Genomic DNA, 19,068 nt, shown 5'->3' on the forward strand with positions numbered 1-19,068 from the left:
TAACCTAATCATATGGGCCCGAAAAGTCTTCGTTGCGTCATCGAGATCACCCGCGAAGCGTGGCGCCGCCGTCGACGTAGAGGTTCTGCATCGTGATGTGCCGCGCGCGCTCCGAAGCCAGAAACAGGACGGCGTCGGCGATGTCGGCCGGTTCGGCTATCCGGCCCAGCGGTATGCCGACACGGTATTGCTCCTGATTTCCCGCGATGACACGGTCCGCGCCGTTTTCGTCCGTCCACAGTAGACGTTGCATGTCGGTGTCGGTCGAACCGGGCGAGACGATGTTGCAGCGGATACCGGAGCCGGCGAGTTCGAGCCCCAGGCAGCGGGTCAGCATCGTCGCCGCGGCCTTCGAAGCGGCGTAGGCGGCCATCCCGGTGCGCGGGACGCCCGCGGCGTTCGAGCCGACCGTCACCAGCACCCCGCTCCGGCGGGGCAGCATCCGGCGGGAGATCTCGCGGAGCACGGTGAAGACACCGGTGGAGTTGACCGCGAAGGTCGCCGCCCAGTCCTCGTCGCTCGTCTCACAGACGGACCCCGGCTTCAGCACGCCCGCCACGGACGCCCCGATCCCGATCGGCCCGAGTTCGCGTTCGACCTCGTCGACCACCCGCGCCACGGCTTCGGGATCCCCGACGTCCGCGACGAACGAGGTCACCCCGTCCCGTGAAGGCCCTTCCGTCAGGTCCACCGCCGCCACGGTCGCGCCCGCCTTGGCGAGCCCGTCCACGACGGCCGCCCCGATCCCGCGCGCGCCTCCGGTGACGAGCGCGACCTTGCCCTCGATCCCTTCCACGCCAAACCACCCTACGTTTCCGTTTGCTTAGCCTTGCCTAAGCTAGCGGGCGAATCCGGACAAAGCGAGGGAACGACACCGGTGATTCGGACCACTCCCGGCAATCACGCCGGAAGGCCTCTAGCCCGGCAGGGGGCAGGACAGCGGACCGCGTTCGGTTCCTTCGCCCCGCAAGACGATCTGCGGGCTGCCGCCGACCGAGTCCCTGGTGGTGCACGCGATCTGCTCGACGGCCCGCGCCGAAAGCCCGGCGACGCCGACCGAAAGGGTCACCGTGAGGCCGTTCTGCGTGGCCATCTGGCCGAGAACCGTGGTGCCGAGGGGAACTTCGCTGGCATAGAGCCGGTCCCGTTCGCTCTCGTCCGGCCCGGCGGCGAGCAGGTCGACGGGGTTCACCGGGGCCAGTCCGCCGGGGAGCGGGCGCAGCACCCGGACCGGCTGGCCACCGGACAGGAAGTAGAGCACCGCGCCGTCGGCCGGGCCCGACGGCGCGGGCGCGCCGGGGATGACGCCGCTGGGCCGCACGCCGCAGCCGGCGACCACCGAAACCGTCAGGAGCAGCGCGAGCCATGCCTTCTTCATGCCGTCACTCCCTCACGGGGCAGGCGCAGCGTGAACACCGCGCCGCCCTCGATACCGTTGGCCGCGACCAGGGTGCCGCCGTGCAGGCGGGCGTTCTCCCAGGCGATCGCGAGACCAAGCCCGCTGCCGCCGGATCGCGCCCTGGCCGAATCCGCCTTGTAGAACCGGTCGAACACGTGCGGCAGCACTTCGGACGCCAGACCGGGGCCGTGATCCGCGACCTCCAGCGTGAGCCACTCCCCCACTTCGGAAAGCCGGAGCGTGACCGGCTTTTCCCCGTGCCGCAACGCGTTCCCGACCAGATTCGCCACGATGACGTCCAGCCGCCGCGGATCCAGCACGGCGAAGATCCCGGCGGGCAGGTCGCCCTCCACCTCGCCCACCCAGCCCCGGATGCGCAGGCTCGCCGTGACCACCTCGGCGACGTCGACCTCTTCCGGCGCGAGGGCGGCGGCCCCGGCGTCGAACCGGGACACCTCGATGAGGTCGTTCACCAGCCGCGTCAGGTTGTGCGTCTCGTCGATGGTCATCCGCGCCGCTCGACCGGCGTCCCCGGAAAGGCTCGGCGCCTCCTGTTCGAGCACGTCCGCGACCGCCGTCATCGCGGCCAGCGGGGTCCGCAGTTCGTGCGAGACGTCGGCGACGAACCGCCGCGCGTCGGCTTCCATCCGTTTCAGCTCGCTGACGTGACCTTCCAGCGCTTCGGCCGTCTCGTTGAACGTCCGCGCCACTCCGGCCAGTTCGTCCGAACCGCGGACGTTGATCCGGGCCCGCAGATCACCCGCTCCCAGCCGATGCGCCGCGTCGCCCAGTTCCCGGACCGGCCGCAGGACGCCGCGCGCGGCCAGCAGTGCCAATCCGATGGCGAAAACGAGTGCCGCCCCGCCGATCAGCCAGGCACGGGTGGCGAGTTCGTCGATGCTCTGTTCCTCCGGGACCATGCTGCGGGCGATGTAGGCCTCGATTCCCGAAGCCCGCTCCTGCCCGCCCGGAAACTGCACGGTGAACCTGGTGCCCACCACCAGCATCGGCGTGCCCCCGGCGTCGACCCGTTGCCAGGCGACGTTCCCGGACCGGACCGCCTCGCGGAGATCAGGCGAGATCAGCGCCCGTACCTGCTGATTCCCGTTCGACCGGTCCTCGTACAGGACCAGGGAACTCAAGTCGCGGTCGGACAGTTCGCCGCTGATCCGGCTCAGCGTCCCGTCACCCGGCGGCAGCGGGCCGAGCGGGTACAGCGCGGTGGCCTTGTCGACCAGGACGCGGGCGGTGGCGTCCTGGGCCTGCCGGAGGATCACGTTGCGGGACTGGACGTAGATGCCACCGGCGACCGTCGCCGCGGTGATCACGACCAGCAGGCTGAACGCCAGCAACAGCCGGGTGCGCAGACCTCCGAGCTTCACAGCGGCCCGAACCGGTAGCCGAACCCGCGGACCGTCTGCACGTACGCCGGTGCGGAAGAGTCTTCCTCGATCTTCGCGCGCAACCGCTGCACGCAGGCGTCGACGACCCGGGAATCACCGAAATAGCCGTGCTCCCAAACACTTTCCAGCAGGTACTGGCGGCTGAGCACCCGGCCCGGCACCTGGGTCAGTTCCAGCAGCAGCCGCAGTTCGGTCGGCGCGAGGGCGACGGGTTTGCCGCCCTTGGTCACCGTCAGCGCGGCCCTGTCGACGCCGAGGTCGCCGTGCCGCTCGATCTCGGCCTGCGCGGGCACCGGGGGCGAGGGCTGCGCGGTGCGGCGCAGCACCGCGCGGATCCGCGCCTCCAGCACCTGGGCCCTCGCGGGCTTGACCACGTAGTCGTCGGCGCCGGCGGCGAGCCCGGCCACCACGTCGATGTCTTCGTTGCGCGCGGTGAGCATGATGATCGGAAGGTCACCCGCGGCCCGGATCCGGCGGCAGACCTCGAAGCCGTCCAGCCCGGGCAGCATCAGGTCCAGTACGACGATGTCCGGCGGCCGCGACGCGAGCCTGGCCAGGCCTTCTTCCCCGGTGGCCACCGCGTCGACCGCGTGGCCGCGGCCACCGAGCGCCATGCTCAGCCCGTCACGCACGGCTTGGTCGTCCTCGATGAGCAGCACCCTGGGCATGCCGACGACTATCGCAGCGCCGGACGGAATCCGCTCGTCCATGACACGTCATGGTGCCGATCCCGTTTCCGCGGAACGTCCGCGGACTGTCATCGTTGCGTCACGACGCGGACCGTGCGGAACGGTGACATTTTCGTCGGCGTCCGCGCACGTCGCCGCGATCGGCCCGGCACAAGCGGCGGCGACTGTGAACGGCATGAAAGAACTCGTCTTCGCGGCGGTCACCCGCGTCCTCGCGATACTGCTGCTGATCCCGGCGTGGCTGCGGTCCCCCGGCCACGCCCGGCGGCTCGCCTGCGGCTGGGCGCTGTCGCTGCGGTTCCCGGCCGAGAACCTCGCCGGGCTCACCGGCGGGACCCTGGCCGCGTTCACCGCCGCCAGGACCGAGGCGTTCTGGCGGCACCGCACGCTGCTCGGTCTCACCTCGGGGCACCGCGACGCCGCCGAGCAGCTCCGCCTGTTCCTCGACGAGACCGAGCGGGGAGACAAGCGCGTCCTGCCGCCGAAGGATTCGGCTCACGTCCGGGGTACCGCGCTGGACGTGCGGCCGCGCGAAGGCGCGCAGTGGCTGGAGGATCACGGTGCCCGGTTCGAGCTCTACCGGATCTACGACAACGAATGGTGGCATTTCGAGTACCGGCCCGGCGAGGTGCCGCCCGTGCGGCTGCCTCACCCCGGCTGGCGGCTGGGCGTCACCCGGTGACGGTCACCCGCGGAGCCAGCGCCGCCAGGAAGTCGGCCGCGTCGAAGACCTCACCGGCCGAGACGACCCCGGTCGCCTTGGTCCGCCCGTCGAGCACCCGCTGGACCGCCTCCACCACCAGCGGTGCCGTGATCGCGTAGATGTCCTGCCCCTCTGCGACGATCCGCCGTTCCTCTCCACCGGACCGCACGACGACGTCGACCACGAACCTCTGCGCGGACGGGCCGTCCGCGGGAGGCGCCGGCGTCTCGGGCGTCACCACTTCGCGGGCCGCGTTCGTGGTCATGTACGTGACCACTTCGGGAATGGCGAGGTGGCTCGGGACGGTGACGATGTCGGCCATCGAGAACTCGCCGAGCACGGCACGGGTCCCCAGCGGCGCGGGGAAAGCCCAGTCCGACTCCGGCAGCGCGTCGTCGCGGTGCTCGATCCGGCCGCCGGAGAACCGGATCCGCTTGCCGTTCCGCCGCTCCCGCGAGACCTTGCCCGCCGCCCGGGTCCCTTCCGTGGGGTGCCAGCTGTTCAGCCCGTAGGCGATGTGCGCCTCGTCGGCGGACGTCCAGTCGCCCATCGCGGCGGTGACCATCAGGTCGCCGAGACCGCCGAAGAACGCCATCGCCGGGATCACCGTCGCGCCCGCCGCCTTGTCAGCGAACCTCGCGAAGGTGTCCATGTTCGCTTCGAGTTCCGCGGCCACGTCCAGGTACGGGATACCCGCGCGCAGCGCCGCTTCGATCACCGGGGCGGCGGTGTCCGCGAACGGCCCGGCGGCGTTGATCACCGCGTCCGCGCCCTCGAACGCGCGGTCCAGCGAGGCCGGATCGTCGACCGACGCTTGCCGGATCTCCAGATCGAGCCAGGGCAAGGCGCGGAGTTTGGCCTCGTCGCGGCCCACGGCCAGCACGCCGAACCCCCGCTCGCGCAACTCCTCCACCACAAACCGCCCGGTGTGCCCGTAAGCCCCGAACACCGCGACGTCGTACGTACCCATGGGATTCTCCTGCCCTCGACTGATCCACTGTGGACCATCCTGCCGACGGGAACCCACCGCCGACAGTGTCCGGAACGCCATCATGCGTACACTTTCGGACATGAGTACGGTCGCGCTCGCCGCCACGGACGGGATGCTCCAGTTCGAGCTGGCCATCGCCCACGAAGTCTTCGGCACCCCTTTGCCGGGTTTCGGTTCCTGGTACGACCTCAGCGTCTGCGGTCCGAAGCCGGTGAAGGTCGGCCGATTCCTCCTCGAACCGGATCGCGGGCTCGGCCATCTCGCCCGCGCCGACACCGTCATCGTCCCCGGCTGGGCCGACATCGACGTCGCTCCGCCCACCGACCTCGTCGATGCCGTCCGCGCCGCCCACGAGGCGGGCGCGCGGGTGGCGTCCCTCTGCACGGGCGCGTTCGTGCTGGCGGCCGCCGGTCTGCTCGACGGCCGCCGCGCGACGACGCACTGGGCGCACACCGACGTCCTCGCCGCCCGCCATCCCCTGGTGGAGGTCGATCCGGACGTCCTCTACGTCGACAACGGCAGCGTGCTGACCTCGGCGGGCAAGGCCGCCGCGATGGACCTGTGCCTGCATCTGGTCCGCTCCGACCTCGGCTCGGCGGTCGCGAACACCGTCGCCCGCCGCCTGGTCGTCCCGCCGCACCGCGCGGGCGGGCAAGCCCAGTTCGTCACCGCCCCGGTGCCCGAGCAGGACGACCATCCGCTCGGCGGCCTGCTCCCCTGGGTGACCGAACGGCTGGACCGGCCGCTGACCGTCGAGGACCTCGCCCGGCACGCGAACATGAGCTCGCGCAACCTGGCCCGGCACTTCCGGTCAGCGACCGGGACGACTCCGCTGCGCTGGCTGCTGATCCAGCGCATCCGCCGCGCGCAGGAACTCCTGGAGCGCACGGACGACAGCGTCGACCTCATCGCGGAGGCCACCGGAATGGGCACCGCCACGACACTGCGGCGGCATTTCAACCGGACCGTCGGAGTGCCGCCGGACAGCTACCGCCGCACCTTCCGCGCCCGGACGGCTAGCGGATCCGCGCCGTGACCAGGTCCGCGACCGCCGCCATCCCTGCCTCGTTCGGGTGATACGGAACCCGTCCCTGGGCGGTCGAGTAGCGCTCCATCCAGGGAACGGCCGCGCAGCCGTCGTGGTTCGCGCTGGCGGTGGCCGCCGGGGTGAGCGGAACACCGTCACAGGCGGGCCGGGTGCGCGGCACGATCGTCAGGTAGTCGACGACCAGCACCCGCGCCCGTGGCGCGCGCTGTCCGGGCTCGTCGGCGAGTGCCCTGCCGAAGACGGCGCGGAGGCCGTCCACATCGAACAGTTCCGGCGCGGGAGAACCCCGATAGCGGCTAGGCTGGAGCTCGTGCCTCTCGTGGAAATCACCTACTCCCCCGAAATTCCCGAAGCCAAGCTGCGTGAGCTGGGTTCGGTGCTGCCGCATCTCGTGTCCGTCGCGGTGGAATGCCCCGAGGAGCCCTACGACGGCGACCTTCAGCCTGGCGACGTCGAGCTGCGCTTCCGGCAGCCGGGACCGTACGACCGCTTCGGACTGGACCTTCTGGTCGAGGTCCGGTCGAAGTGGTTCCCGAGCCGAGCGGACAACCGGCAGGAGCGAGTGGACCTGTTGCGCACGAGCATCGAATCGGCGACCGGGATCGACGACGTCGGCGTGTACCTCTCACTGCCCGTCGCCGCGTGGTCGCAATCGGACTAGCGCTCCCCGAAGACGTGGCGCCGCACGAACGGGCTCCGGAACTTGCCGTCCGGGTCCAGTTCCTCGACCAGTGAACGGAAATCGGCCAGCTTCGGATAGTCCGCGGCGTGGTGGAAGAGCTTCCCCCAGTGCGGCCGCACCCCGAAGGGCGCCAGGCGTTCCTCGATGACGGGCAGCAGCGCGCGGACCGCGTCCTCGTCCGGCTGCCAGGTGAAGTGCAGCGCCAGCCGGTCACCGCCGTGGAACGGGCTCAGCCACAGGTCGTCCCCCGCGACCGTGCGGATCTCCGAGACGAGCAAGGCGGGCGCCAGCCGGTGCCCGATGCCGCGCAGGGCCTCCATCGCCGCGACGGCGTGCCGGACGGGAACGAAGTACTCGGTCTGGAGTTCGTTCCCGACGCTGGGTGTGAAGTCCAGGCGGAAATGCGGGATCCGTTCGTGCCACGGCCCCGGGACCCCGAGCTGCCGCGTGCAGTTGTCCGCCGGGATCCCCGCCGCGTGGGCCGGATGCCGCGGCCCGTCCGCCGCCCGCGCACCGAAGAAGTCCGTGCCCGGCTGCCCCTGCCCCTTGACCCAGACCTGGTCGATCGTGTCGCGGGCCCAGTTCGTGAACATGCTGACGCTGTAACCCGCGTCTTGGATCTCCTCGAAATGCTCGTACGCCGTCTCCCAGGGCAAGCCGTCGAAAACGTCCTGGCGGAGGTCGAAGGACGGCACGAGGTCGAGCGTCAGCCGGATCACCACGCCTAAAGCACCGAGGCCGACGACAACGCCGTCATGCCTCTCGTAGGTCCGCAGGCCGCCGTCCGCGGTGACCAGTTCCAAACCGGACACGGCAGACGCGAGACCCTGGTTGCGCCGCCCGGAACCGTGGGTCGCGGTCGCGACGGTGCCCGCCACCGTGCAATGAGGCAGCGACGCGAGGTTGGCCAGCGCGAACCCGGCCTCGTGCACCTGAACGGCGATGTCGCCGTACCGAGCCGCCGCCGGCACCGTGACCGTCGCGGCCTCCGCGTCGAGTTCGACCTCGACGTCAAGCGCGGACAGATCGAACTGGACACCGCCAGGACAGTCCGCGATGTCGTTGAAGCAGTGTCTGCTGCCGAGTGCCTTGACCGCGGACGCTCCGGCGACGGCCTCCTGGACCTGTTCGATCGTGCGAGGCCGGAGGATCCGCTCCGCGGTGAAGGTCTGATTTCCCGCCCAGTTCGTCTCGCGCACCAGACCCAGCCTAGATTGCGGAAGTCGGCTTCACACGGAGGAGGTTCGCACTGACGGGCATTCCCGGCGAGATGGTGTCCATCGCGCTCCTGCTGATCGTCCTGGCCTTCGCGGTGATCCGGCCACGCGGCCTGCCGGAGGCTGTCGCCGCCGTCCCCGCCGCCGGGATCGTGCTGGTGGCCGGGGCGATCTCGTTCCCCGACGCCGTCGACGAGGTGGCCAGGCTCGCCCCGGTCGTCGGATTCCTCGCCGCGGTGCTCGTGCTGGCCAAGTTGTGCGACGACGAGGGGCTCTTCCAAGCGGCCGGGACGCTCATGGCCCGGTTCAGCCGGGGAAAGCCGCGACGACTGCTGCCCGCGGTGTTCGCCGTCGCGGCGGCGGTCACCGTGGTGCTCAGCCTGGACGCCACCGTCGTCCTGCTGACCCCGGTCGTGTTCGCCACCGCCGCGCGGATGGGCGCGCGGGCCAAACCGCACGCCTACGCCTGCACGCATCTGGCGAACTCGGCGTCGTTGCTGCTGCCGGTGTCCAATCTGACCAACCTGCTCGCCGTCGCCGCGACCGGGATCTCGTTCCTCCGGTTCACTGCGCTGATGACCTTGCCGTGGCTCGCGGCGGTGCTCACCGAGTACCTGGTGTTCCGCCGGTTCTTCGCCGCCGACCTGGCGGCCCGGCCCCGTGGCGGGAAGGCGGTCCCTGCCGGGAAGGTCCCGGCCTTCGTCCTGGTGGTGCTCGGCCTGACGCTGGCCGGGTTCGTGGTCACGTCGCTGCTGGACGTCAGTCCCGCGTGGGCCGCCTTCGCCGGTGCCGTCGTCTTGGCCGTCCGCGCCCTCGCGCAGCGGCGGACCTCGCCCGCCGCGATCGTGCGGTCGGCGAGCATCCCCTTCCTCGCGTTCGTGCTCGCGCTGGCGATCGTGGTCCGCGCCGTCGTCGACAACGGGCTGGACGAGGCACTCAGCCACCTGGTGCCGACCTCCAGCACGTTCCTCGCCCTGCTCGGCGCCGCCGCGGTGGCGGCCGTGCTCGCCAACCTGATCAACAACCTGCCCGCGGTGCTGGTGCTGCTGCCGCTCGCCACCGCGGGCGGGACGCCGGTGGTGCTGGCCGTGCTGATCGGGGTCAACCTCGGGCCGAACCTGACCTACGTCGGCTCGCTGGCGACGCTGCTGTGGCGGCGGATCCTGCACCGGCACGACACCCGGCCCGATCTGGGCGAGTTCACCCGGCTCGGGCTGCTCACCGTCCCGGCGTCCATCGTGCTCGCCGTCGCCGGCCTGTGGCTCGGACTCGCCCTGACTTCCACTCAGTGAGAAACTGGGCGCATGCCAGGCAACCTGTCCACCCCCGGCGCCGGTGTCGTCTCGCGGGCGTTCGCGCTGCTCGGCGCCTTCGACGTCGACCACCGCGAGCTGTCGCTGACCGAGCTGGCGAACCGCGCCGGTCTGCCGCTGCCCACCGCGCACCGGCTGGCGCGGGAACTCGTGGGCTTGGGCGCGCTGGAGCGGCGCGAGGATCGCTACGCCGTCGGCAGGCGGCTGTGGGATCTCGGCCTGCTCGCCCCCGTCCAGTTCGAACTACGGCAGGTCGCCGCGCCCTTCCTCCAGGATCTCTACGGCGCGACAGATGCCACCGTGCATCTCGGCGAGCGTGACGGCGGCCAGGTGCTCTACCTCGACCGGCTCTCCGGGAACGCGTCCGTGCCGGTGGTCAGCCGGATCGGCGGGCGGCTGCCGCTGCACGCCACCGGCGTCGGGAAGGTCCTACTGGCCTGGGCCCCGGAGGAGGTGCAGCGGCAGGTGCTCGCTTCGCTGACCCGCATCACTCCGTATACCGTCACGCAGCCCGGGCGGCTGCGCGAGCAGTTGCGGCGTGTCCGACGGGAGGGCTTCGCGCAGACCGTCGAGGAGATGAGCCAAGGCGCCTGCTCGGTCGCCGTCCCGATCCGCCCGTCCACCGGTGGTGACGTCGTCGCGGCGCTCGGCCTGGTCGTCCCGGACCTGAGCCGCGGCCGGGCGCGGCTGGTCTCCGCGCTCCAGGTCGCGGCCGCCGGGATCGGCCGAAGCCTGGGAGTTTCACTGAGTGGAAGCGAGCGCTAGCAGTTCGTCCCAGGGGCGATCAGACTCCGGTCATGCGAACTCCAGTCGCCATCGTCGGCGCCGGCCCTGCCGGACTTCTCCTGTCGCATCTGCTCGATCTGGCAGGGGTCGAATCGGTGATCGTGGAGACCCGCTCGCGCGAGTACGTCGAGGCGCGGATCCGGGCGGGCATCCTCGAACAGTCCACAGTGGACCTCCTTCGCGAGGCAGGGCTCGCCGACCGGCTCGACCGCGAAGGCGATGAGCATCGCGGTATCTACTTGCAATGGCCGGAGGAACGGCACCATCTCGACTTCGTGGACCTGGTCGGGCGAAGCGTCACGGTGTACGGCCAGACGGAAGTCACCAAGGACCTCGGCAAGGCGCGGGCGGCGGCCGGGCAACAGATCCACTACGAGGTCACCGATACCGCCGTGCACGACCTTGAGACCGACAAGCCCTACGTCACTTTCACCAGCCCGGGCGGCACACCGCAGAGGCTGGACGCCGATGTCGTCGTCGGCTGCGACGGCTCCTTCGGGCCCTGCCGCACCGCTATTCCCGACGCCGCGAAGCAGACTTGGGAACGCACCTACCCGTACTCATGGCTCGGCGTCCTCGCCGACGTCGCCCCGTCGACCGACGAGCTCATCTACGCCTGGCATCCCGACGGTTTCGCCATGCATTCGATGCGCTCGGCCACCGTCAGCAGGCTGTATCTGCAGGTGCCCAACGGCACCGACATCGGCACGTGGTCCGACGACCGGATCTGGGAAGCACTCGCGACCCGGCTCGGCCACGGCCAGAACGGCTGGACGCTCACGCCCGGACCGATCACCGACAAGAGCGTGCTGCCCATGCGCAGCTTCGTGCAGCAACCCATGCGGCACGGTCGCCTGTTCCTCGCCGGCGACGCCGCACACATCGTGCCGCCCACCGGCGCCAAAGGCCTCAACCTCGCCGTCGCCGACGTCGCTCTCCTAGCCCCAGCCTTGGCCGCTTTGGTGCGGGACAGGAACTCCACGCTCGCCGACGCCTACTCCGACACCGCGCTGCGCCGGGTTTGGCGGTGCACGCACTTCTCGTGGTGGATGACGACGATGCTGCACCAATCGGGCGATCCGTTCGACCGGCAGCTGCAGCTCTCGCAGCTGCGCTGGCTGGCTCGGAGCGAGGCTGGGCGGGCAGGGCTGGCGGAGAACTACGCGGGACTGCCCATCGGTTTCTGATGCTGTGTCGCTGTCATCGCTTCAGCGGGTCGGCCAGCAGCCTCACCCGATCCAACGGCCGGACGAACGCTTCTGCGACCAGAGGCAAGGGCGACGTCGTGGCGCCCTGACGGAACTCCCACTTCCAACCGCGCGACTTGACCAGATCGAATACCGCCTGCCAGTCCCCCGCGGAGGTGTCCGGGACGCACACGACCATGGCGCCCGGCCACCGCGGCGGTCGCAGCCGAATTGTCTCGGCCGAGAGTGTCGCTCAGCGGTAGCGGCCGGTCCAAGGACTTCCGGCGCCCGTACGTGTCGCGCTGCCGCCGGGTGGCAGGTCGAGGATGTCGATCAGGGTCGGGTCTTCGTCGATGGCGTGATGCAGGTGCCCGATCTTCCCGGTGCCGAAGTCCGCGTCGGAAGCGCCGATGAGCTGCCACATGCCGTCGTCGGCGTCGTGCTGGACGAGCAGAATCGGCTCGCGGCGCTCGAAGACCTCGACGGTCTGGATACTGGTGGTGCGCAGCAGCCAGTGCCGCATCCACCAAGCCCGCCGATCGCGCTGCATGACCTGGTCAGTGACCCACCAGACGAACGGCAGGTCCTCATGGGCGCGCGCCTCGTTCGCGGTCAAGTCCGGGCCACCCTGCGGCACACGCTCGAACGGGTCGTCGGTCAGCGAGAACGCGTGCCCACCGTCGTTTTCGAAGACGACAGCATGAAAGGTCCCGCCACCGGGGTTGCCCGCGCCGATACCGACCGACAGGTGAGCGACGTGCGGATCTGACCCGGTGGTCCAGCCGAGCGCGTACGACGCCAGTTCACCCTGAGGCCCGACGAACTCCCCGAACGCACGCCTGTCCATTCCCGTGACAGCGTCCGTCTGCGCCTCGACCAGCGCGCCCTCAAGCACCTGAATGTCCACGCCCGCAAGGTAGCCGATCACAGGTTCGGCACGACCCCACTATCCCGACCAAGGCAACACCAGAGTCAACGACCATCTCCTCTCGGCTACGTGCTCGTTGCCGCTTTTCGGCAACGACTCAAACGGCAGCTCCCCCGGCCGGGGTTCGTGCAATGGCGGCGGCGTACCGGCGTGGGCCTACCCGGTTCTCGACTACCTGCTCGTTGCCGCATTTCGGCAACGGCTCGGGCAAGCATCCACCGCCAACACAAACCCAGCTGCCCCAGGCGTCGCCAGAAAGCAGACCCCGTCGCCATATTCCGGCAACAGCTCAAAACGGCAACACCCGGCCTGGATTCATACAGAGGTGGCGCGTACTGGCGTGGGCCTGACCGGCTCTCGACTACCTGCTCGTCGCCGCTTATCGGCAACAGCTCGAGTAAGCACCCACCACCAAATACAAACCCAGCTATCCGGGCGCCGCCCGAAGCCGACCCCGTCGCCGCATTTCGGCAACGACTCAAAACGGCAGCACCTCCGGCCGAGGTTCATGCAGAGGCGGCGGAGTGCTGGTGTGGGTCTGTCCGGTGGGTGTGGTGACAGCGAGGCTGCCGTCGGGGTCAAGGCGGTAGATCCAGCCGGGTTCGTCCTTCAACCGGTGGTCACGAGTGCAGTAGGTGACGAGATCGGCCACGTTCGTCTCGCCTTGGAACTGCCACGGGATCGAGTGGTCGAGTTCGCAGGCGTGGGCGGCCCGGGTGCAACCGGGTCTTCGGCACTCGCGATCTCGCACCCGGACGAACTCGGCCGTTGCCGCGTCGGGGCGATAGCGCGTTCTGCCCAGGTCTCGGACCTGACCGCTGAGCGGGTCGGTGATGATCCGCCGGAGCACGGTGTTCGGTCCGGTGGCGATCTGACGGCCCAACCCCGCCGGAAGGTAGCCGTGCCCGGCCATCTTCACCGGGTCGTCGTTCAGCCCCAGATACGTGGTGAGGTCCATGTACAGGAACACTTCGGTACGTTCCGAGACACCACCTTGACCGCCGAGGAGCAGGTCCAGCGCGATGTCGGCGCGGAGCTGGTCCATCGTGCGCGTGTCACCTTGGTTCCGCAGTGCCCGCGCTTCCCGGTGGATTCGCTGATAGGCAGCCGTGACCTTCTCGACGGGACCGTCCACCACCTCGATCGAGGCGACTCCGGTCTCCCCCTGAGCCATGGACAGGCGTCGGCCTTCCCTGCTCTCGGTCGCCCGTCTTTCAGCACCGGATCGATCGGCCCTCATCGCCGCGTAGCTCGCCGCCTTGCGGACCTGCTCGCTGTTCTTCTCCGGCAAACGCGACTCCAGCACCGAATCCGCCGTCAGGGAGTCTTCATCGGACAGCCACGCGGTCGCCTCGGTCACCTTCTGCGCCGCGAACCCGCTCACCTGGCCACGGTCCATCAACGACAACGTCCGCGGCAGCCGTGACGTCAGTGCCACTCCTGTCGCCACGAGAGAACCGGCGAAACCGTCCACAAGAGACAGTTCCAGCGCGACCTCCTGCACCACACTCCGCACACCGGCGCGTACCTCGCTCAACCGGGACAGCGCCCGATACCGCAATGCCTCAAGCCGAGCAATCGCGAAACCGACCTCCTTCGCGACGAGCAAGGAATCTTTTCCATCCAAGGAACCTGCTAAGGCATTGATCTCCTCCAAACGATCCGGATCGGTCAATTCCTCGAGAACGGCCGAGAGCTCGGCCCCAGAAGTAGCCACGGAACGAACCTACAACCGACCACCGACAAGAATGGATTCGAGCCCTCGATTCCTTTTCCACCAAGGACTTCCAAGGATGACGTCGGCTAGAGCGAGATCTTCCGCTCGCCTTCGAGGCCGCGAAGCGTCCACAGTCCATACAGAGCCAGCAGCGGTTTGAGGATCAACCACTCTCCGGGGCGGTAGTCATCCGCGAGCACGAGCTTTTCGGCAAGATCAGGGCGCTGCCGACGTAAGTACACACGGGCTTTGAGGGCGTGAGCAGGCTGGGAGGCGATCTTGATGCGGTCGACGTCTTCGAGCAGCGGGATCACGTTCGCGATGTTCTCCCACGTCGTTCTGCTGCGATCTTCGAGGAACACGGTGCCGTCGAACCCGAGCACGGACTTCGCGTAGTCAGCCATCAACCGGGCCTCCGCGGCGCCGTCGCCGGTCGCGCCGCCGCTGAAGATCACGCGCGTGTCCCGGCCGTCGCCGGCGGCGAGAGAACGAAGGCCGGCACGAACTCGCCAGCGGTTGACGAGGTTCGCCGTCGCTTGAGGGTTCCGGTATCCCAGCACGACCACCGCCTCGGAACCGCTTCCACTGTGCCCGACGAGAGTACGAGACCAACGCCGGTTCAGCCATTCTCCCCAGCCCAGGACCACTGCCCCGGCCACCGCCAACCCTGCCCATCGCCTCATGCCGCGACTCTAGGACACCCGGTGTCGCACAGCAGAGACCGGAGCAAGTCTCATCTGCCGGACTGAGCCGTCGTTTCCGATGCAAAACTCACCAGAAGAATCGTGGTCATACAGCGCCGAGTTTCTCCCGCAACTCCGCGGCGAATAGCAGAGCGAACCGGGCGTCGAGATCGTCGCAGTAGGAGCACCACGTTCCCGCGGAGCACGCGCGACGACGAAAGCGTCTTCGCAAGCGAACCGGAACTCGACGACAGGCTGGAGACGCCGAGCATGCGGGCGTTCGTCGACACTCCACAGTGGAACCGGCCGCGGGCCGAGGTCAGCTGGGACAGCTACCTCGGCAAGGGGGACCGCGGCAGCGCGGATGTCCCGGTCCACGCCGCACCCGCCAGGGCGGTGGACCTGAGCGGCCTGCCTCCCGCGTACGTCTCGGTGATGGAGTTCGACCCGCTGCGCGACGAGGGGATCGCCTACGCCCAAACGCTGCTGGCGTCCGGGGTCACCACCGAACTGCACCTGTTCCCCGGCACGTTCCATGGTTCGGCCGCGGTGAAGCACGCCGCCGCGAGCAAACGCGAGGTCGCCGAAGCACTCGCCGTGCTCTCGCGCGCCTTGGACGTCTAGCCGCGCTGCGCGAGGCGGCGGGCGAGCAACGCGAGGCGGGCTCTGAAGCGGTCGCCCGGTTCGTCCAGCCGCCAGCCCAGCGCGTCCTCGACGTGCGCCAGCCGTGCCGCCACCGAACTGTGGTGGCGGTGCAGCGCGACGGCTGCCTGCCGCAGCGATCCCGTGCGGCAGAACGCTTCCAGTGCCGCGACATCGGCCGCCCCGGTCGGTGTCGCGGCGAGCGCGTCCAAAGCACGGACGTCGTCCTGTTCCCGTAGTCGCGCCACCGGGACCTCGGCCAGCAGAGTGAGCGAACCGAGTTCGCCGTGCACCACGACCGGTTCCACCGCGGGCACGGCGAAACGTTCGGCCAGCCGCGCCTGCATCCACGACCGGCGGGTTTCGAGACCGGGCGCCCGGTCTCCAGGCCGAGCAGCCGGAGCGCTCTGGCCCGGTCCTCCTCGGCGGCTCGCTCCAGCACGAGATCGTCCAGCGGTCCCGGCGGCCCGGAACGCTCCAGCCAGACCTTCCCCGGCGGCTCGCCGAGATCGGCCGACGCGGGCTCGGCCACGGCGTCGGCGGCGCGCTCGCCGTCCGGGGTGAATCGCAGCGGCGACGGGAGGCCGTCCCTGCTCAGCCAGCCACGCGGACCGCGGCTTCCGCGTCGGCGTCCACCGCGGACAGCCGCAAAAGCAGACCCTTCATCGCTCCAGGCTAGAAGCCCGGCCAACCCCTCCGCAAAAACGCGAAGGCGGCGTCCAGCGCGGCCGCCGGATCCGGTTCGACACCGGCCAGATCCGGGATCTCCAAGACATACCGGGCGAGCAGCCGCACGGAGAAGTCATCCTGGCCCGTCTCCTCGGCGATGACCTTCGCGAGCGCGTCCTCGCAGCCCGTCCACAGTGTCCTGGCGTAGGCGCGCAGCGCCGGGGTGGCGACCACCAGATCCGCGACCCGGCGTGACTGCGGATCGGGATCCGGGTCGAACGGACCGCGGGTCGCGAGAAAGTCCCGCAACGCCTGCAGGATCGAAACCCCCTCGGGCCGGGCGCGGACAGCGGCGGCCAAAGCCGCTTCGCGTTCGTGCCCGTGGCCGAGGATCAGCGCCTCCTTGCCACCCGGGAAGTGCGCGAACAGGGTGGACACCGCCGTGTCCGCGGCGTCCGCGATCTCCGCGACGGTGACGTTGTCGAAGCCCCGTTCCAGGAACAGCTCTCTCGCCGCTCCCGACAGGGCCTGTCGGGTCGCCGCCTTCTTGCGTTCGCGCCTGCCCGGCTCGGTCTGTCCCATGCGACCCACACTACATCGGATGCCCTCCGAAATCGAAGTCGATGTATATTCGAAGTGACTTCGACTTTGAGGAGCGCGTCATGAACCAGTGGGACGTCCACCACCTGCCTCGCGCCGACGGCAAGACCTTCCTGGTCACCGGCGGCAACGCGGGGATCGGCTACTTCGCCGCCGAACAGCTCGCCGGGACCGGCGCCACCGTGCTCCTCGGCAGCCGGGACACCGCCAAGGCCGATGCCGCGATGACGTCGATCCGGTCCCGGGTCCCGGACGCGAAACTCGGGCACCTGCAGCTCGATCTTTCCGATCTGCCGTCCATCAAGTCCTCAGTGGACAGCCTGGAGATCGAGCGGCTCGACGCCGTCGTCTGCAACGCGGGCGTGCTCCTGGAGAACCAGCCGAGGCGCGAGAGCGCCGAGGGGCACGAGCTGACCTTCGCCACCAACCATCTCGGGCATTTCGTCCTGGTGCACCACCTGATGCCCCTGCTCGAAGCCGCGGAGGCCGGCCGCGTCGTCACCACGGGCAGTTTCGTGGGCAAGTCCGCGGAGCTCGACCTGGACGACCTGCAGAGCAAGCGGGACTACCAGCCCAAACGCACCTACGCGCGCTCGAAGCTGGCACAGATGCTGTTCGCCTTCGAGCTCGATCGGCGGCTGCGCGCGGCCGGGAGCACGGTGCTGAGCGTCGTCGACCATCCCGGTGGCGCGCTCGATTCCCTGACCCCGTCGCGGCCGGTGCACCCGACGCCGGACGGGCGGAAGTTCCCGGCCGGGCTTCTCTTGCAGGGCAAGGAAGCCGGAGCCTGGCCCGCCGTCCGTGCCGTGCTCGACCCCGCCGTGCGCGGCGGCGAGATGTACGGCCCCCGGGTGTTCGGCCTGCGTGGTGAACCCCGACGGGAACCGGTTCGCGGGAAGCTGGCCGACACCGCGCTCGCCGCCCGGGTGTGGGCGGCGAGCGTCGGCCTCACCGGCGCCGAGGTCACACGGTGACGTCGGTGGAGTCCGTTTTGGACTGACGGCCGGACCGCAGGCCCAGTAGCAGGTCGATCACCAGGAACGTCAGTAGGCTGATGCCGAACAGCGGCACGAACCAGCCGATCGCGGCGGCGAGGACGAGGAGCCCGGCCACCAGGGCGGGGGGCGCCTTCCGCCACTGCCCGCGCGGGATCGGCCGCCCGAAGGTCAGGCCGGTGGCCCGGGTCGGCCTGCGCTGCCACCACATGCGGTAGCCGAGCACGACCAGCGTGACCAGACCGGCGCCGAGCAGGAGCAACGCGATCTGGTTGGGCCAGCCGAAAAGCACGCCCATATGCGCGTCGATGCCCCAGCGGGCGAGCTTCGCCATCAGCGGGTAGTCGGCGAACCGCACCTCGCCCAGGATCTGCCCGGTGGTCCCGTCGACCGCGACGGCGTCGACCTGCGTCGGCCAGCCGCGCTCGACTTCCGCCACCTGCCAAGGAGCGCCGGGTTTGGTGGGCAGCCCGATCTCCACCGAGGCCGCGTCGATCCCGGCGGCGCGGGCCGAGGCCAGCATCGCGTCCACGCTCTCGGGCCGCGCGGGTGCCGGTGCGGCGGGCGCTTCCCCGTGACCCGCGTGCCCAGCGTGCTCGTCCGCGCCCGCCACCTTCAACGCCGGGGTGGCCCAGCCGAGCGATTCACGCAGCGCGGAGACGTTCTCGCCCGCGTACGCCGACCACGTCAGTCCTGTCGCGGACAGGAACAGCGCGCCGAGCAGCACCCACACGCCGACGGATCCGTGACGGCGCACGGACTTCCCGCGCGCGGATTCGGTCTTCGCGGCTTTCTCCGCCTTCTCGTTCCGGCGGGCGCGACGACGGCTCACCCACAGCACGAGGCCGCCCAGCGCGACCACCCACAGCCAGGACGCGGCGAGTTCGCTGTAGAGCCGTCCTGGTTCGCCGAGCAGCAGGTTGCGGTGCAACTGGTCGAGAGTGGTCCGGAGCGGAAGGGCGCCGCTCGAGCCGTACGCGACGAGGTCGCCGCGTACCTGCGCGGTGGCCGGGTCGACGAAGATCGCACGCCGCTCGGACTCGCCGAGTCCGGCTTCGGCGAACAGCACACGGGTCGTGTCGCCCGGTTCGGGGGCCGGACGGACGGCGACCAGTTCGCCGCCGGGGTTGGCCGCCTGCGCCGCCTTGACCTGGTCGGCGAGCGAGGCCTGGCTCAGCCCGACGGGTGCCCGGAGCTGGTCCGAGTAGACCCAAGACTCCATCTGCGGCGTCGCCGCGTACAGGACGCCGGTGAGCGCGGCGATGAGGACGAACGGCCCGACGAGAACGCCGGCGTAGAAGTGGAGCCGGAGGAACAGCCCACGCCAGGCGGACGCGCGGGGTGGGCTCGTGGTCGGTTCGGTTTGTGTTGCCATGGGGGAACTCCTGAGGCGTCGGTGGGGAGGCGTGCGCCTTC

The 19,068-nt window shown here is 70.0% G+C and carries 21 protein-coding genes; 8 read left to right on the forward strand and 13 right to left on the reverse strand.

Going from position 1 to position 19,068, the window contains the following annotated elements; all coding sequences use genetic code 11:
• Positions 1-46: 46 nt before the first annotated feature.
• The 4 genes from dhbA to ACZ6YV_RS17385 all read right to left on the reverse strand — a co-directional run bounded on the left by dhbA (position 47) and on the right by ACZ6YV_RS17385 (position 3,512).
• Positions 47-796, reverse strand: coding sequence for a 2,3-dihydro-2,3-dihydroxybenzoate dehydrogenase (dhbA, locus tag ACZ6YV_RS17370; protein WP_465510547.1), 750 nt, complete (start codon positions 794-796; stop codon positions 47-49).
• Between the two features lie 120 nt (positions 797-916).
• Positions 917-1,378 carry a GerMN domain-containing protein gene (locus tag ACZ6YV_RS17375; RefSeq protein ID WP_465510548.1) on the reverse strand — a complete coding sequence of 154 codons (462 nt, stop codon included), beginning with the start codon at positions 1,376-1,378 and terminating at the stop codon, positions 917-919.
• Positions 1,375-2,781: an ATP-binding protein gene (locus tag ACZ6YV_RS17380; protein WP_465510549.1), complete on the reverse strand. Its 1,407-nt coding sequence runs from the start codon at positions 2,779-2,781 to the stop codon at positions 1,375-1,377. Before ACZ6YV_RS17380 ends, ACZ6YV_RS17375 begins: the two co-directional genes overlap by 4 nt.
• A complete protein-coding gene (locus ACZ6YV_RS17385) occupies positions 2,778-3,512 on the reverse strand; it encodes a response regulator (RefSeq protein WP_465510550.1) in 735 nt (244 codons plus the stop codon). Before ACZ6YV_RS17385 ends, ACZ6YV_RS17380 begins: the two co-directional genes overlap by 4 nt.
• A gap of 154 nt (positions 3,513-3,666) precedes the next feature.
• On the opposite strand from ACZ6YV_RS17385, the gene ACZ6YV_RS17390 reads away from it, so the two are divergent.
• Positions 3,667-4,173 (forward strand): M15 family metallopeptidase domain-containing protein, encoded by a 507-nt coding sequence (locus ACZ6YV_RS17390; protein ID WP_465510725.1) that lies wholly within the window; start codon positions 3,667-3,669, stop codon positions 4,171-4,173.
• Here ACZ6YV_RS17390 and ACZ6YV_RS17395 read toward each other — a convergent pair.
• Positions 4,163-5,164, reverse strand: a complete 1,002-nt coding sequence (locus ACZ6YV_RS17395; RefSeq protein WP_465510551.1) for a saccharopine dehydrogenase family protein — start codon at positions 5,162-5,164, stop codon at positions 4,163-4,165. The genes ACZ6YV_RS17390 and ACZ6YV_RS17395 overlap by 11 nt on opposite strands.
• Before the next feature lie 100 nt (positions 5,165-5,264).
• Between ACZ6YV_RS17395 and ACZ6YV_RS17400 the strand changes: the two genes are divergently transcribed.
• Positions 5,265-6,221 carry a helix-turn-helix domain-containing protein gene (locus tag ACZ6YV_RS17400; RefSeq protein WP_465510552.1) on the forward strand — a complete coding sequence of 319 codons (957 nt, stop codon included), beginning with the start codon at positions 5,265-5,267 and terminating at the stop codon, positions 6,219-6,221.
• Here the strand turns inward: ACZ6YV_RS17400 and ACZ6YV_RS17405 are convergent.
• A complete protein-coding gene (locus tag ACZ6YV_RS17405; RefSeq protein WP_465510553.1) occupies positions 6,202-6,492 on the reverse strand; it encodes a hypothetical protein in 291 nt (96 codons plus the stop codon). The two genes, ACZ6YV_RS17400 and ACZ6YV_RS17405, sit on opposite strands and share 20 nt — an antisense overlap.
• Before the next feature lie 51 nt (positions 6,493-6,543).
• Here ACZ6YV_RS17405 and ACZ6YV_RS17410 point away from each other — a divergent pair, with 51 nt between their 5' ends.
• Positions 6,544-6,894, forward strand: a complete 351-nt coding sequence (locus ACZ6YV_RS17410) for a hypothetical protein (protein ID WP_378246479.1) — start codon at positions 6,544-6,546, stop codon at positions 6,892-6,894.
• Here the strand turns inward: ACZ6YV_RS17410 and ACZ6YV_RS17415 are convergent.
• Positions 6,891-8,114: an FAD-binding protein gene (locus tag ACZ6YV_RS17415; RefSeq protein ID WP_465510554.1), complete on the reverse strand. Its 1,224-nt coding sequence runs from the start codon at positions 8,112-8,114 to the stop codon at positions 6,891-6,893. The genes ACZ6YV_RS17410 and ACZ6YV_RS17415 overlap by 4 nt on opposite strands.
• Positions 8,115-8,185: 71 nt before the next feature.
• On the opposite strand from ACZ6YV_RS17415, the gene ACZ6YV_RS17420 reads away from it, so the two are divergent.
• From ACZ6YV_RS17420 to ACZ6YV_RS17430, 3 genes are read left to right on the forward strand one after another with little or no spacing between them, the layout of a single operon-like run.
• The gene (locus ACZ6YV_RS17420) at positions 8,186-9,424 is read left to right on the forward strand and encodes an ArsB/NhaD family transporter (RefSeq protein WP_465510555.1); all 1,239 of its coding nucleotides are present in this window, start codon (positions 8,186-8,188) and stop codon (positions 9,422-9,424) included.
• Positions 9,425-9,436: 12 nt separating this feature from the next.
• The gene (locus tag ACZ6YV_RS17425) at positions 9,437-10,210 is read left to right on the forward strand and encodes an IclR family transcriptional regulator (RefSeq protein WP_465510556.1); all 774 of its coding nucleotides are present in this window, start codon (positions 9,437-9,439) and stop codon (positions 10,208-10,210) included.
• A gap of 32 nt (positions 10,211-10,242) precedes the next feature.
• Positions 10,243-11,418: a 4-hydroxybenzoate 3-monooxygenase gene (locus ACZ6YV_RS17430; protein WP_465510557.1), complete on the forward strand. Its 1,176-nt coding sequence runs from the start codon at positions 10,243-10,245 to the stop codon at positions 11,416-11,418.
• A 253-nt stretch (positions 11,419-11,671) separates the two neighbouring features.
• Here ACZ6YV_RS17430 and ACZ6YV_RS17435 read toward each other — a convergent pair whose 3' ends face one another.
• The 3 genes from ACZ6YV_RS17435 to ACZ6YV_RS17445 all read right to left on the reverse strand — a co-directional run bounded on the left by ACZ6YV_RS17435 (position 11,672) and on the right by ACZ6YV_RS17445 (position 14,746).
• Positions 11,672-12,325, reverse strand: a complete 654-nt coding sequence (locus tag ACZ6YV_RS17435) for a hypothetical protein (protein ID WP_465510558.1) — start codon at positions 12,323-12,325, stop codon at positions 11,672-11,674.
• 499 nt (positions 12,326-12,824) lie between these two features.
• Complete coding sequence (locus ACZ6YV_RS17440) at positions 12,825-14,003, reverse strand: HNH endonuclease signature motif containing protein (RefSeq protein ID WP_465510726.1); 1,179 nt, start codon at positions 14,001-14,003, stop codon at positions 12,825-12,827.
• A gap of 146 nt (positions 14,004-14,149) precedes the next feature.
• Positions 14,150-14,746, reverse strand: coding sequence for a YdcF family protein (locus ACZ6YV_RS17445; protein ID WP_465510559.1), 597 nt, complete (start codon positions 14,744-14,746; stop codon positions 14,150-14,152).
• A gap of 102 nt (positions 14,747-14,848) precedes the next feature.
• Here ACZ6YV_RS17445 and ACZ6YV_RS17450 point away from each other — a divergent pair, with 102 nt between their 5' ends.
• Positions 14,849-15,370 (forward strand): alpha/beta hydrolase fold domain-containing protein, encoded by a 522-nt coding sequence (locus tag ACZ6YV_RS17450; RefSeq protein ID WP_465510560.1) that lies wholly within the window; start codon positions 14,849-14,851, stop codon positions 15,368-15,370.
• On the opposite strand, the gene ACZ6YV_RS17455 is transcribed toward ACZ6YV_RS17450, so the two are convergent.
• Together ACZ6YV_RS17455 and ACZ6YV_RS17460 are read right to left on the reverse strand one after the other, a co-directional pair.
• Entirely contained in the window at positions 15,367-15,705 is a 339-nt protein-coding gene (locus ACZ6YV_RS17455; protein WP_465510561.1) for a helix-turn-helix domain-containing protein, read from the reverse strand. The genes ACZ6YV_RS17450 and ACZ6YV_RS17455 overlap by 4 nt on opposite strands.
• 358 nt (positions 15,706-16,063) lie before the next feature.
• Complete coding sequence (locus ACZ6YV_RS17460; RefSeq protein WP_465510562.1) at positions 16,064-16,639, reverse strand: TetR/AcrR family transcriptional regulator; 576 nt, start codon at positions 16,637-16,639, stop codon at positions 16,064-16,066.
• A gap of 80 nt (positions 16,640-16,719) precedes the next feature.
• Between ACZ6YV_RS17460 and ACZ6YV_RS17465 the strand changes: the two genes are divergently transcribed.
• The gene (locus ACZ6YV_RS17465; RefSeq protein WP_465510563.1) at positions 16,720-17,631 is read left to right on the forward strand and encodes an SDR family NAD(P)-dependent oxidoreductase; all 912 of its coding nucleotides are present in this window, start codon (positions 16,720-16,722) and stop codon (positions 17,629-17,631) included.
• Here ACZ6YV_RS17465 and ACZ6YV_RS17470 read toward each other — a convergent pair.
• Positions 17,621-19,027, reverse strand: a complete 1,407-nt coding sequence (locus ACZ6YV_RS17470) for a PepSY-associated TM helix domain-containing protein (RefSeq protein ID WP_465510564.1) — start codon at positions 19,025-19,027, stop codon at positions 17,621-17,623. The genes ACZ6YV_RS17465 and ACZ6YV_RS17470 overlap by 11 nt on opposite strands.
• Positions 19,028-19,068: the final 41 nt, after the last annotated feature.

It is taken from the genome of Amycolatopsis sp. NPDC102522 (genome assembly GCF_055584485.1).